The following is a 14,543-nucleotide window of genomic DNA, read 5'->3' on the forward strand; positions in this document are numbered from 1 at the left end:
GGCTAACCTAACCCGCGGTGGCGAAGCCGACAACGAAAGAGTTGAGCGTGCAGGAGCAGACGACGACGGCACGGCGACGCGAACTGATGCGGCGGATGATGGCGGAGGCCGGGCTCGGCTCGGACACCGCCCGGCTCACCCCCCGCGGATCGGACGGGCCGGCGCCCCTGTCCTACGCGCAGCAGAGCATGTGGTTGCACCATCGCGCCTTCCCGGACAGCCCCGCCTACAACGTCTGCCTGCTCGTCCGGATGTCCGGAATGCTCGATGCGGGGGCCTTGGGGGACGCGCTGCGGGGGCTGATACGCCGCCACGCCATCCTTCGGACGACCTATGCGGACAGTCGCACGGAAGGGCCCGCCGGCGGCGCGGCCGTGCAGATCGTCGGTGCGGACGACTCGCTCGACCTCACGCCGGCCGACTGCGAGGACGCTGAAGCACGGGCGGCGGAGCTGGCGGCGGTGCCGTTCGATCTCCGCAACGAGCGGCCCATCCGGCTTGAGCTGCTCCGGCTCGGCGAGAACGAGCACGCGCTCGTCCTCGTCGTGCATCACATCGCGTGGGACGGCATGACCTGGGGTTCGCTGTCGCGCGACCTCTCGGCCCTCTACCGTGCCGCCGTCACCGGAAAGCCGGACGGACTTCCGCGGCTGGAGGTCCAGTACGCCGACTACGCCGAATGGGAGCAGAAGCGCCCCCTCTCCGAGGACGACCTCGCCTACTGGCGGAAGCGTCTCGACCCGCCGCCCGCGCCGCCCGACCTTCCCGCCGACCGGCCGCGCGGCGCCGTCGTGTCCGAGCGCGGCGGACGGCGGGCGCGCCGCTTCGACGACTTCGTGACGGAGGGGATGCGGAAGCTCGCCGCCGAGGAGAACCTCACCCCGTACATGGTGATGATGGCCGGCTACGCCGTCCTCCTGCACCGCTATGCCGGAGCGGACGACATCGCGATCGGGTCCTCGGTGATGAACCGCGAGCACACCGAGGTCGAGCGGCTCGTCGGCAACTTCGGAAACACGCTCGTGCTGCGCACCGACCTGTCCGGCACGCCGACGTTCCGTGAGGCCTTGCATCGGGTCGGCCGCACGGTCACCGAAGGTTTCGCGCATCAGGCGCTCCCGTACGACCGCCTCGTGCAGGAGCTTCGCCCGGCGAGAGGACGCGGACGGTCGGCGTTCTTCGACACGATGCTCCTCTTCCTCGCCCAGGAGATCGGCGAGCTGGACCTTCCCGGCGTCACGTCGAGCTGGACGCATATCCACAACGGGACGACGCACTTCGACCTGTCGCTGGAGGCGTTCGTCCGGCCGCACGGAATGACGGTCGAGGCGACGTTCCGCCGGGAGTTGTTCGACGACGCGCGCATCGACGCGCTGCTCGGCCATCTGGAGACGCTGCTCGGGGACGCGCTCGCCGATCCCGACCGCCCGATCGGCACGCTTGAGATCATGGACGCGGATGAGCGCGCCCTGATACAGAGGGCCAACGCCACCGGACGTGCCCTCCCGGAAGCGAACGTCATCACGCTGTTCGAGGAGCAGGTGGCCCGCACTCCGGACGAGACCGCGATCGAGGCCGGGGACCAGACCCTCACCTACGCCGCGCTGGACGAACGGTCCACCGCGCTCGCGGCGGAGCTCTGCGTGCGCGGGGCCGGCGCCGAGACCGTCGTCGCGGTCGCGTTGCCGCGCACGCCCGACCTGGTCGTGGCCCTGCTCGGCATTCTGAAGTCGGGCGCCGCGTACCTGCCGCTCGACCTCGACCACCCCGCCGACCGGCTCGCGTACATGCTGGACGACGCGGCCCCGCTCTGCGCGATCGTCACCGCCGAGACGGCGCGTCTGCTGCCGGACGACACGGCCCTCCTCGTTCTCGAAGGCCCCATCGGCGACGCCGGCGCCGCGCAGGCGACGGACCCGCGGCCGGACGACCTCGCGTACGTCATCTACACGTCCGGCTCGACCGGCCGCCCCAAGGGCGTCGCGATCCCGCACCAGGCGCTGGCGAACTTCTTGATCACGACGAAGGCCCGGCTGAGACTCATCCCCGGCGACAGGCTCGTCGCGGTCACGACGATCGCGTTCGACATCGCCGCGCTGGAGCTGTTCGCGCCGCTGATCAGCGGCGCGACGGTCGTCCTCGCCGGCCGCGACACCGTCCGCGACCCGGCCGCGCTCGCCGCGCTGCTGGAGGACGCCACGATCGTCCAGGGCACCCCCTCGCTGCTCGGCACGCTCGACCCCGCCGCGTTCACGGGCCTGCGGGTCCTGGTCGGCGGTGAGGCGCTGCCCGCCGCGCTCGCGGAATCGCTGGCCGGCGCGGCGTCCCTCGCGACCAACATGTACGGGCCTACCGAGGTGACGATCTGGGCGACCTCGGCGGACCTGCCCGCGTCCGGTATCGGCGGCCCGTTCTGGAACACCCGTGCACACGTCCTGGACGCGAGGCTCCGGCCCGTCCCGGCGGGCGTGCCGGGCGAGCTGTACCTGGCGGGCGCGCAGCTCGCCCGCGGCTACGTCGGACGGCCCGACCTCACCGCGGAGCGGTTCGTCGCCGACCCGTACGGTCCGCCCGGATCCCGCATGTACCGGACGGGCGACCTGGCGCGGCGGACGCGCGACGGGTCCATCGAGTACCTCGGCCGCACCGACGACCAGGTGAAGATCCGAGGGTTCCGGATCGAGCCGGCCGAGGCGCAGGCGGTGCTCGCCCTGCAGCCGGGCGTCGCGCAGGCCGCGGTCGTCGTCCGGGAAGACCGTCCTGGGGACGCCAGGCTGGTCGGCTACTACGTCCCCGCACGGGAGCTGGACGAGGCCGGCCTGCGCGGCGCGCTCGCCAAGGCGTTGCCGGAGTACATGGTTCCGACCGCGCTCATCGCCCTCGACGCGCTGCCCCGGACGGTCAACGGCAAGCTCGACCGCGCCGCCCTGCCCGTGCCCGAGGCCGAGGTCTCCGGGCGGGCACCACGCGACGCCCGCGAGACCGCCCTCTGTGCGATCTTCGCCGACCTTCTCGGGGTCGAGGGCATCGGCATCGACGACGACTTCTTCGCGCTCGGCGGGCACTCGCTGCTGGCGACGCGCGTCGCGGCCAAGGCCAGGGCGGTTCTCGGGGGCTCGCTGTCCATCGCCGACGTGTTCGAGGCGCCGACCGTCGCCGCGCTCGCGCCCAGGCTGGTCGGGACCGACACCGTGCGCGTCCGCGACGTCGAGCGGCCCGAGACCGTGCCCGCGTCGGCCGCGCAGCGCGGGCTCTGGCTGGAGGAACGCCTCCGCGGCCCGTCCGCGTCCTACGCGCTGCCGCTCGGCCTGCGCCTGCACGGCCCCGTGGACGCGAACGCGCTCGACCGGGCGTTCGGAGACGTCGTCGCCCGGCACGAGGCGCTGCGCACGCTCCTCGTCGAGGGGCCGGACGGTCTGCCCGTCCAGCGCGTCATGGGCCCGGACGTCCCGTTCCACCTCACCCTCGTCGACGCCCCGGACGAGACCCCGGCGCGGCGCGCGGCGATCGAGCGGGACGCCGCCGCGCACGTCTTCGACGTCGGCCGGGACCTGCCCGTCCGCGGCACCCTCGTCCGGACGGCCGGGGACAAGTGGTCACTGATCATCCTGCTGCACCATGCCGCCGCCGACGAATGGTCGTTCACGCCCCTGCTCGCCGACCTCGCCCACGCCTATGACGCCCGCCGCGCCGGACGCGAACCCGGCTGGGAGCCGCTGCCCGTCCAGTACGCCGACTACGCGGCCTGGCAGCGCGAGGCAGCACCCGACACGACGCCACAGCTCGGCTTCTGGGAGGAGACCCTCGCCGGGCTGCCCGAGGAGACCGTTCTCCCCTTCGACCGGCCGCGGCCGGCGGAGGCGAGCCACCGGGGCGGGCTCGTCCCGTTCCGGCTGCCGGTCGCCGGGGCGCGGCGCCTGGCCCGCGAGACCGGCACCAGCGTGTTCATGGTCCTGCACGCCGCCGTCGCGGCGCTGCTCCAGCGGACCGGGGCGGGCGACGACATCGCGCTCGGCTCGCCCATCGCTGGACGAGCCGACGAGGACCTCGCCGACCTCGTCGGCGTCTTCGTCAACCCGCTCGTCCTGCGCACCGACCTGTCCGGCGACCCCACGTTCGCCGAGCTGCTCGAACGGGTCCGCGCCGCCGACCTCGCCGCGTTCTCCCACGCCGACGTCCCGTTCGAGCGGGTCGTGGACCGGCTCGCGCCCGAACGGTCGCTCGCCCGCAGCCCGCTGTTCCAGGTGATGATCGTCCACCAGCGGCTGGACGACGTGCGCCTCGCCCTCCCGGGCGCGCACGCCGAGCCGTTCCTCCCGGAGACCGGCGGGGTGAAGTTCGACCTCGACCTCTATTTCGCGGAAGGGGACGGCGAGGTCGAGGGGTTCGCCGCGTTCGCCGCCGACCTCTTCGACGCCGCGACCGTCGAGCGGATGCTGGACGACCTGAGCGGACTCCTCGCGCAGGTCACCGAAGACCCGGGCCGGCGCCTGTCGTCACTCGGGGCGCCCGTCGAGCACCCGGACACCGCCCGGGAGTTCCCCGTCCGGACGGTCGCCGCCCTCATCGAGGAGCAGGTGGCGCGAACCCCGGACAAGACCGCGCTCGTGTTCGGCGACACCGTCCTGACCTACGCCGACCTCGACCGCCGCGCCGAGGGTCTCGCCGACCGGCTCGCCGCCGCCGGCGCAGGCCCCGAACAGGTCGTCGCGCTCACCCTTCCGCGCTCGGACGAGTTCGCCGTCGCGCTGCTCGCCGTGCTCAAGACGGGCGCCGCCTACCTTCCCATCGACCTGGCGTATCCGCCCGCCCGCGTCCGGACGATGCTTGACACCGCCCGGCCGCTGCTCGTCCTCGGACGGGACGAGCCGCCGTCGGCAGCGCCGCCCCGCGAACGGCCGGACGTCCACCCGGACCACACCTCCTACGTCATCTTCACGTCCGGCTCGACCGGGACGCCCAAGGCCGTGGCCGGCACCCAGCGCGCTCTCGCCAACCGGCTCGCGTGGGGCGCCGGCCTCGCCGCGCCCGGCGTCCGCGTCGCCAAGAGCTCGCCCGCGTTCATCGACGGCACGACCGAGCTGCTCGGCGGTCTCGTCGCCGGCGACACGGTCGTCATCGCCGACGACGCGACCGCCACCGACGCCGTCGCGCTCGCCGACCTCATCGAACGGCACGGCGCCGGACTCGTCACACTCGTCCCGAGCCTGCTCTCCGCGCTGGTGGAGAACGGGCTCCCCCCGTCCGTCACCACCTGGATCAGCAGCGGGGAGGCGCTGCCGCCGGCGCTCGCCGGGCAGGTCCCGGCCCGGCTCGTCAATCTCTACGGGTGCTCCGAGGCCGCGGGCGACAGCCTCATCGCCGAAGCCGGGGGACTGCGGCCCATCGCCAACACCCGCGCCCACGTCCTCGACGGAGCGCTCCGCGAGGTGCCCGTCGGCGAGCTGTACCTCGCGGGCGACGGGCTGGCGCGCGGATATCTCGGCGACCCGGCGCGGACCGCCGAGCGGTTCGTCGCGAACCCGTTCGGCCCGCCCGGCTCCCGCCTCTACCGGACCGGGGACCGCGTCCGGCGCCGCCCGGACGGCGGGCTGGACTTCCTCGGCCGCGCCGACGAGCAGATCAAGATCCACGGCTTCCGGATCGAGCCGGGCGAGATCGAGGCGGTGCTCGCGGCGCGGCCCGGCGTCCGGCGGGCGGCCGTCGCCGCCCACGGATCGCGCCTCGTCGGCTACCTCGTGGGCGACGTCGACACCGAGGCGCTGCACGAGTCGCTGCGCGCGCTGCTGCCCGGCTACCTCGTCCCGTCCGAGCTGGTCGTCCTGGATGAGCTGCCCCTCAACCCGAACGGCAAGGTCGACCGGCGCGCACTGCCCGAGCCGGGGCGCCCGGCCGCCGGACGAGCCCCGTCCACGGAGGCGGAACGCGTCCTCGCCCGGCTCGCCGCCAACGTCCTCGGCCGCGACGCCGTGGGAGCCGACGACGACTTCTTCCGCACCGGCGGGGACAGCATCAGCGCGGCGCTCCTGGTCGCGCGCGCCCGCCGCGCCGGACTGTCGTTCACCGTCAGGGACGTCTTCCGGCTGCGGACCGTCGAAGCCCTCGCCTGCGCGGCCGCACCCCCCGAAGAGAGGGAGCGCGCCCGAGCATCGGACCCCGCCGGTGAGCTTCCGCTCTCGCCGCTCCAGGAGGGCCTGCTCTTCCACCTGATGCTGGCCGGCGAAGGCCGCGACATCTACGTGCAGCAGGCCGTGGTGACGTTGTCCGGGCCGGTCGATCCCGGGCGGATGGCGGACGCGGTGCGCGCCACGCTGGAGAAGTTCCCCAACCTGCGCGCCGGGTTCCGGACGGACGGCGACCGCGCGGTCCAGTTCGTCCCGGACGACTTCGACGTCCCCTGGACGCACGCCGACGTGTCCGCGGACGAACTCGAAGCGTTCGTCGACGCCCAGCGCGCGGAACCGTTCGACCCGGCCGAACCGCCGCTGATCCGGTTCGCCCTCGCCGGCCTGGCCGAGGACGACCACAGGCTGATCCTCACCTCCGAGCTGATCCTGCTCGACGGCTGGTCGGGCGGGCTCCTCGTCACCTCGCTCCTCGACTCCTACACCGACGCCGCCGCCGAGGCCGCCCGTCCCGTCCCGCCCTTCCGCGCCTTCCTGGACTGGGTGAACGGCCGCGACCGGGCGGCCGCCGTGGACGCCTGGCGCCGCGCCCTCGACGGCTTCGACGAACCCGCCCTCGTGCGTCCGGGCCTGGTCGACAAGCCGGCCGACCTCACCGGCACCGGCGAAGTGCACCGGGCGCTGCCGGCCGATCTCGCCGAGCGCCTCGACGAGGTTGCCCGGGAGCAGGGCGTCACGCCCGGCACGCTCTTCGAGACCGCATGGGGCATGGTCCTGATGGGCCTGACCGGACGGGACGACGTCGTCTTCGGCGCCTCCGTCTCCGGGCGCCACCCCGACGTGGACGGCGTCGAATCCGTGGTCGGCCTGCTGTTCAACACGGTCCCGGTGCGGGTGCAGGCGGGACCGGCGGACGCCCTCACCACCGTGCTCGACCGTGTCCAGGCAGCCCAGTCGGAGCTGTTCGACCACTCCTTCGTCGCGCTCGCCGACGTCCAGCGCGCCACCGGTCTCGGCACGCTCTTCGACACGCTGTTCGTCTTCCAGAACTTCCCCGGAATGCCGACCGGCCGCGGGTTCGGCCCGGACGGCGCCCTGCGCGTGACCGGCCGCGAGGTCCGCGACGCCACCCACTATCCGATCACGATGGTCGTCGAGCCGGGCACCTCTCTGCGTGTCATGTACCGGGGCGACGCGTTCACCGAGGCCGAAGCGGAACGCATCACCGACCGGTACGTCCAGGTCCTCCGGCAGCTCACGGAGAACCCGGGGAGCCCCTGCCACCGCGTCGACCTGCTCGTCCCGGACGAGCACGACCGGCGCCGGCGCGACTGGGACGAGGCGTGGCATCCCGTCCCCGAGCTGACGGTCGCCGAACTGCTCGCCGAACGCGCCGCGGAACAGCCGGAAGACCTCGCGCTCGTCTCGCTCCCGGACGTCCGGCTCACCTACGGGGAACTGAACGCCGAGGTCAACCGGCTCGCGCGGCTCCTGCTAGCGAACGGCGCGGGCCCCGAGAAGGTCGTCGCGCTGGCGCTGCCCCGCTCGGCGCAGATGGTGGTCGCGCTGTTCGCCGTCCTCCGCACGGGCGCCGCCTACCTGCCGCTGGAACTCGACTACCCGGCCGACCGCCTCGACTACATGCTCCAGGACGCGGCGCCGACCTGCCTGGTCTCGCACCGCGACATCGCGGCCGGCCTCACCTGCTCCGGCACGATCCTCGCGCTGGACGACCCGGAAACTGCCACGGCCCTCGCCGCGCAGCCCGGCGCCGACCTGGAACCGGACGAACTGCCCGGCTTCTCCCCGGGCACCCCCGGCCGGCTCGACCATCCCGCCTACGTCATCTACACGTCCGGCTCGACGGGACGTCCCAAGGGCGTCGTGACGCCCTACCGGGGCCTCACCAACATGCAGTTCAACCACCGCGCCAACATCTTCGACCCGGTGGTCGCGTCGGCGGGGCGCCGCCTGCGCATCGCGCACACCGTCTCGTTCTCCTTCGACATGTCGTGGGAGGAACTCCTCTGGCTCATCGAGGGCCACGAGGTGCACGTCTGCGACGAGGACCTGCGCCGCGACGCCGAAGCGCTGACCGCCTACCTGCGGCAGCACCGCATCGACGTCATCAACGTGACGCCCACCTACGCCCAGCAGCTGCTGGACGAGGGCCTCCTGGACGGCGAGCACCGTCCGCCGCTCGTCCTCCTCGGCGGGGAGGCCGTCCCGGCGTCGGTGTGGGACCGGCTCGCTCAGGCCGACGGCGTCCTCGGCTACAACCTCTACGGACCGACCGAGTACACGATCAACACGCTGGGCGGCGGCACGGAGGACAGCGCGACCCCGACCGTCGGCAGGCCGATCTGGAACACCCGCGGCCACGTCCTCGACGCGTGGCTGCGTCCCGTCCCGCCCGGCGCGCCGGGCGAGCTCTACATCGCGGGCGCCGGCCTGGCGCGCGGCTACCTCGGCCGCGCCGACCTGACCGCGGAGCGCTTCGTCGCCGACCCGTTCTCCGGGGGGCGCATGTACCGGACGGGCGACCTCGTGCGCGTCCGCGACGACGGCAACATCGACTTCCTCGGCCGCACCGACGACCAGGTCAAGATCCGCGGCTACCGGGTCGAACTTGAGGAGATCGAGACCGCGCTCGCCGCCGAGCCCGGCGTCGGGCAGGCCGCGGTGGTGGCCGCCGAGACGGACGTCCCCGGCGTGAGGCGCCTCGTCGGCTACGTCGTCCCGGACGGCTCCCGCGAGGGCGCCGCCGACGAGCAACTCGCCGAATGGCGGCAGATCTACGACGCCGAGTACACCGAGGTCGGCACGGTCGTCCACAACGAGGAGTTCGCCGGCTGGGACAGCAGCTACGACGGCACCCCCATCCCGCTCGACGACATGCGCGAGTGGCGCGAGACGACGGTCGAGCGCATCCGCGAGCTCGATCCCGGCCGGGTCCTGGAAATAGGCGTCGGCGCGGGCCTCCTCCTCACCCGCCTCGCCCCCGAGAGCGAGGAGTACTGGGGAACCGACTTCTCCGAACCGGTCATAGCGAAACTTCGCGCTGATCTCGGTGCGGACTCGGCCGTCCGGCTGAGCTGCCGGCCCGCGCACGACATCGGCGGGCTGCCCGAGAACCATTTCGACACGATCGTGATCAACTCGGTGGTCCAGTACTTCCCGGGCGCCGCCTATCTCCAGGACGTGATCGGCAAGGCGATGCGGCTGCTCGCGCCGGGTGGCGCCCTGTTCATCGGGGACGTCCGCGACCTGCGCACGGTCCGCTGCCTGCACGCGGCCATCCGGCTCGGCCGTGGCGGCGGTGACCTGGAGGCCGTCGACCGCGCCGTCCGGATGGAGAAGGAACTCCTCCTGGACCCCGCCTTCTTCGCCGCCCTCGACGGCCCCGGCTGCGTGGACGTCCTGACAAGGCGCGGCACCCACCACAACGAACTGACCCGCCACCGCTACGACGTCGTCCTCCACAAGGACGCCCCACCCGCCCCGGTCGCACCTGTCGTGGACTGGGACAGGTTGGACGACTTCATATCGCGTCCCGGAACCGGCCAGAAGCAGGCCATCGGCGCGACGGCGGATGAGGCGCATGCCGTGTTGCCCGCACTGCGTGCGCTGCGCGACGGCGCGTCGCCGGAGGAAATGCGCGGCGCGTCGCCGGCCGGGTCCGGAGGCGTCCTGCGGGTGCGGGGAATCCCCGACCCGCGGTTGTCGGGCGAGGTCGCCGCACTGCGGATGCTGCGCGACGGGGCGTCGGCGGACGAGGCGCGGGAGGCCCTGTTCTCCTCGCCCGAGGGGATCGAGCCGGAGACGTTCTACTCGCTGTTCCCGGGCGTCGTGCTCACCCCGTCCGCAGAGACCGGATGCTATGACGCCGTGTTCGGCGGGGGAGCGGCCTTCCTCCCGGCCGAGCCGGGGCGCGCGCCCGCCTCGTATGCGAACAATCCGGTCGCGGCCCGCGACCACGGGGTGCTGGCCGCGCGGGTGCGGGAGAGTCTCAAGACGCGCCTTCCCGGCTACATGGTCCCGAGCGCGATCATGACGCTGGACGCGCTGCCGCTCACGGTCAACGGCAAGCTCGACCGGCGCGCGCTCCCCGACCCCGGGCGGGACGGGCCGCGCCGGACGGGACGTCCGCCCCGCACACCCGTCGAACGCCTGCTGTGCACGCTGTTCGCCGAGGTGCTCGACGCGCCCGGCGCCGGCATCGACGACGACTTCTTCGATCTCGGCGGGCACTCGCTGCTCGCGACGCGGCTCGTCGGCAGGGCGCGCGCGGTGCTCGGCACGGAGCTGGCCATCCGCGACCTGTTCGAGGCGCCGACCGTCGCGGAACTGGCCGGCCGCCTGCACCGCGGCGCCGGAGCGGAACCCCGGCCCGTCCTGGAGCCGAGGGAACGGCCCGGGCGCGTCCCGCTGTCGTCCGCGCAGCGGCGGCTGTGGATGCTCGACCAGCTGCTCCGCGAGGACGACGGGCCGCGCGACGGATACCACCTGCCGCTCGCCGTCCGGCTCCGGGGCCGCCTCGACCTCGCCGCCCTCGAAGCGGCGATCGCAGACGTGACCGCCCGGCACGAGAGCCTCCGGACGGTCTTCGCCGAACACGACGGCGCCCCCTACCAGCGGATCATCGATCCGGACGACGCGAGGCCCGTCCTCGAAGTGGCGACCTGCGCGCCCGAGGACGTCATCGCCAGGCCGTTCGACCTCGCGAAGGACATCCCGCTGCGGGTCGCCGTGTTCCCCGAGGGCGAGGACGAACATCTGCTGCTCGCTGTCTTCCACCACATCGCGTTCGACGAATGGTCGTTCGGTCCGTTCGCCCGCGACGTCGCCGAGGCGTACACGGCCCGGCTGGACGGTGCCGCGCCGGCCTGGGAGCCGCCGCCCGTCCAGTACGCCGACCATGCGCTCTGGCAGCGGGAACTGCTCGGCGACCCGCTCGACCCCGGCAGCGTCCACGCCCGGCAGCTCGCCCACTGGACGGGCGCGCTCGCCGACCTGCCCGAGGAGATCCCGCTGCCCGTGGACCGGCCGCGTCCCGGCACCGTCGGCCAGCGCGGCGGGACGCTCACCGTGGACCTCCCGCCCGGCCTGTCCCGGCGGCTCGGCCGGGCCGCGCGCGACGCGAACGCCAGCATGTTCATGGTGTGCCAGGCCGCCGTCGCCGCGCTCCTGCACCGGACGGGCGCGGGCGACGACGTCCCGCTCGGCAGCCCCGTCGCCGGGCGCACCGAAGAGGCCGCCCGCGACCTCGTCGGGTTCTTCGTGAACACGCTCGTCCTGCGCGCCGACCTGTCCGGCGATCCCACGTTCGCGGAGGTGCTCGCCCGTGTCCGCGAGGCGGCCCTGAGCGGACTCGCCAACCAGGACCTGCCGTTCGAGGCGGTCGTCGAGGCGCTGCGGCCGCGCCGCGTCCCCGGGCGCAACCCGCTGTTCCAGGTGATGGTCGGGTACGAGAACCAGGGCGTCGGCGATGTGCGGTTCCCCGGCCTGGAGCAGCGCGAGGCCCTGTTCGGGCCGGGCGCGGCGAAGTTCGACCTGGACTTCATCTTCCGTGAGGGCCCGGACGGCCTCCGGCTGATCGTCGACTACTCCGCCGACCTCTTCGACCGCGGCACCGCCGCCGCGCTGGCGGACGGCCTGACCGCGCTGCTCACGGCCGTCGCGGACGATCCCGGCATGAAGGTCGGCGCGCTGCCCGCCGTGCTGACCGCCCGGGCGGTGACCGCGGAGGCGACCGCCCCGGCCGCGCGCCCGGAGGACGACGCGGCGGACGACCGGGAGGCGGCGCTGTGCAGGATCTTCGCCGACGAGCTGGGCGTCCCCGAGGTCGGCCCGGACGACGACTTCTTCGACCTCGGCGGCCATTCGCTGCTCGCCATGAAGCTCGTCCGGCGGATCCGGCGGGAACCCGGATGCGCGGACCTGAAGATCGCGACCCTGATGACCGCGCCGACCGTGGCCGGTCTGCTCGCCCGGCTGGAGTGAGGCGGCTCATACCCGGACACCCATTGCGAAGTTAGGTGAGGCTAACCTAATATTCTTGATCAACAGCCCGGGAACCCCCGCCCCTGAAAGTGGAAGGTCCGCTATGCGCACCACGATGCGGCTCCTCGCCGTCACCGCAGCGCTCGTCCTGAGCCTCGGCACGGCCGCCGCGTGCGGCGGCGACGAGCCCGCCGGCGGAGGCTCCGGCGGCACGAACGCCGGGACGTTCCCGGTCACGGTCACCCACAAGCTCGGCACCACGAAGATCGAGTCCGCGCCGAAGCGGATCGTCGCGCTCGGCGAGGTCGACCAGGACGCGCTGCTCGCCCTCGGCGTCACGCCCGTCGGCATGGCGGAGCTGACGGGCGTCCAGGCCGACGGCCTCGCCCCGTGGAGCGCGCCCAAGCTGACCGGCGCGAAGCCCAAGCTCCTCAAGGCCGGCGAGGCCGGTTTCAACCTGGAGGAGATCGCCGCGCTGCGGCCCGACCTCGTCCTCGCCGGCGGCGACTTCACCATCGACAAGGAGTACGACAAGCTCTCCAAGCTCGCGCCGACCGTCGCCTACCAGACCGGGCCCGCCGAGGACACCTGGCAGCAGATCACCCAGCAGACCGCCGCCGCGATCGGCCGTCCCGAGGACGGCGAGAAGCTCGTCGCCGGCACCGAGGCGAAGATCGCCCAGGTCAAGACGGAGCATCCGGAGCTGAACGGCAAGGAGTTCGCGTTCACCAGCGTCTTCCCGAACGGGAACATCGGCGTGATGAAGTCCGGGGACGACACGAGCGTCAAGCTGCTCCAGCAGTTCGGCATGAAGCTGCCCGACTCGCTGAGCAGGCTGCCCGGCGACGGGTTCGCCGCCGAGATCAGCATGGAGAAGGTCTCCGTCCTGGACGTGGACGTCCTGCTCAGCCACTACAACGACGACCCCGCCACGCAGAAGAAGATCGAGGGCAACAAGCTGTTCGCCGGTCTGGACGTCGTGAAGCGCGGCTCCTACGTGCCGCTCGACCTGAGGTCCTTCTGGCCGCTGCGCACCCCCACCCCGCTCGCCATCCCCTACGTCGTCGACCAGGTCGTCCCGAAGATCGCCAAGGCCGCGACCGCGGCCAAGCCCGCCTGATGCCGGAGGAGCGCATGCACACACCCGTCCACGACGTGGCCGGAATCGGATTCGGCCCGTCCAACCTGGCGCTCGCCGTCGCGCTCGAAGAAGAGCACGGCCCCGGCGCGGACGCGGTGTTCTTCGAGAAGCAGCCGGGGTTCGGCTGGCACCGGGGCATGCTGATCGACGGTGCCACGATGCAGGTCCACTTCCTCAAGGACCTGGTGTCGCTGCGCAACCCCGCCAGCCCGTACTCGTTCCTCGCCTACCTGCACGCCAAGGGCCGGCTGGTCGACTTCGTCAACCACAAGACGATGTTCCCGACCCGGCTGGAGTTCCACGACTACCTCGAATGGGCGGCCGCCGCGTTCGCCGGCCGCGTCCGCTACGGGACGGAGGTCGTCGCGCTCCGCCCGCACGACGACGAGACGCTCGAAGTCGTCGTCCGCCGCGACGACGAGCTGGAGACGCACCTCGCCCGCAACGTCGTCATCGGCGCCGGGCTCGAACCCGTCCTGCCCGAGGGCATCAGGCCGGGGGAGCGGATCTGGCACACCGAGGACCTCCTCACCCGGCTGGGCGAGCGGAAGGACTGGGACCCGCGGCGGATCATCGTGGTCGGCGCCGGCCAGAGCGCCGCCGAGGCCGTCGAACACCTGCACCGGACGTTCACCGGCGCCGAGGTGTGCGCGGTCTTCGCCCGGTACGGGTACTCGCCGGCCGACGACAGTTCGTTCGCCAACCGCATCTTCGACCCGGAGGCCGTCGACCACTACTACGCGGCGCCAGGCGACGTGAAGCAGATGCTGTTCGAGTATTCGCGCAACACCAACTACTCGGTGGTGGACCTCGACCTCATCGACGAGCTGTACCGGCGCGCCTACGCCGAGAAGGTCGCGGGCGCCGAACGGCTGCGCATCCTCAACGCCTCCCGCGTCCTCGGCGTCCGGGACGACGCGGACGGCGTGCGGGCGAGGATCGCGTTCCTGCCCACCGGCGAGGTCGCGGACCTCGACGCCGACGCCGTCGTCTACGCCACCGGCTACCGCGAACGCGACCCGTTCGACCTGCTCGGCGAGGCGGGCGCGCACTGCCGCACCGGCCCCGGCGGACGTCCCGTCGTGGAACGCGACTACCGCATCGCCACCGAGCCCGGCCGCGAATGGGGCGTCTACCTGCAGGGCGCCACCGAGCACAGCCATGGGATCGCCTCGTCGCTGCTGTCCATGACCGCCGTCCGCACCGGCGAGATCGTCCGGTCCATGGCCCTGCGGTCCGCCCGCGTCACCCCGGTCGCCTGAAGAGAGAGGGAG

General features: G+C 73.1%; 3 protein-coding genes. All 3 read left to right on the plus strand.

The features are described from left to right. Positions 1 to 47 precede the first annotated feature (47 nt). The 3 genes from ACQPZP_RS20030 (at position 48) to ACQPZP_RS20040 (ending at position 14,531) form a co-directional block, all read left to right on the plus strand. Entirely contained in the window at positions 48 to 12,128 is a 12,081-nt protein-coding gene (locus tag ACQPZP_RS20030; protein WP_433479115.1) for an amino acid adenylation domain-containing protein, read from the plus strand. Between the two features lie 103 nt (positions 12,129 to 12,231). After that, entirely contained in the window at positions 12,232 to 13,248 is a 1,017-nt protein-coding gene (locus ACQPZP_RS20035; RefSeq protein WP_433479116.1) for an iron-siderophore ABC transporter substrate-binding protein, read from the plus strand. Between the two features lie 14 nt (positions 13,249 to 13,262). Next, positions 13,263 to 14,531, plus strand: coding sequence for a lysine N(6)-hydroxylase/L-ornithine N(5)-oxygenase family protein (locus tag ACQPZP_RS20040; protein WP_433479117.1), 1,269 nt, complete (start codon positions 13,263 to 13,265; stop codon positions 14,529 to 14,531). The last annotated feature ends 12 nt before the right edge of the window (positions 14,532 to 14,543 follow it).

The sequence above is a fragment of the Spirillospora sp. CA-142024 genome (genome assembly GCF_050942325.1).
In the GTDB taxonomy this organism is placed as follows: domain Bacteria; phylum Actinomycetota; class Actinomycetes; order Streptosporangiales; family Streptosporangiaceae; genus Spirillospora.

Coding starts and splice junctions, on each gene's coding strand:
- ACQPZP_RS20035 (WP_433479116.1), top strand. CDS start 12,232: ATGCGCACCACGATGCGGCTCCTCGCCGTCACCGCAGCGCTCGTCCTG.
- ACQPZP_RS20040 (WP_433479117.1), top strand. CDS start 13,263: ATGCACACACCCGTCCACGACGTGGCCGGAATCGGATTCGGCCCGTCC.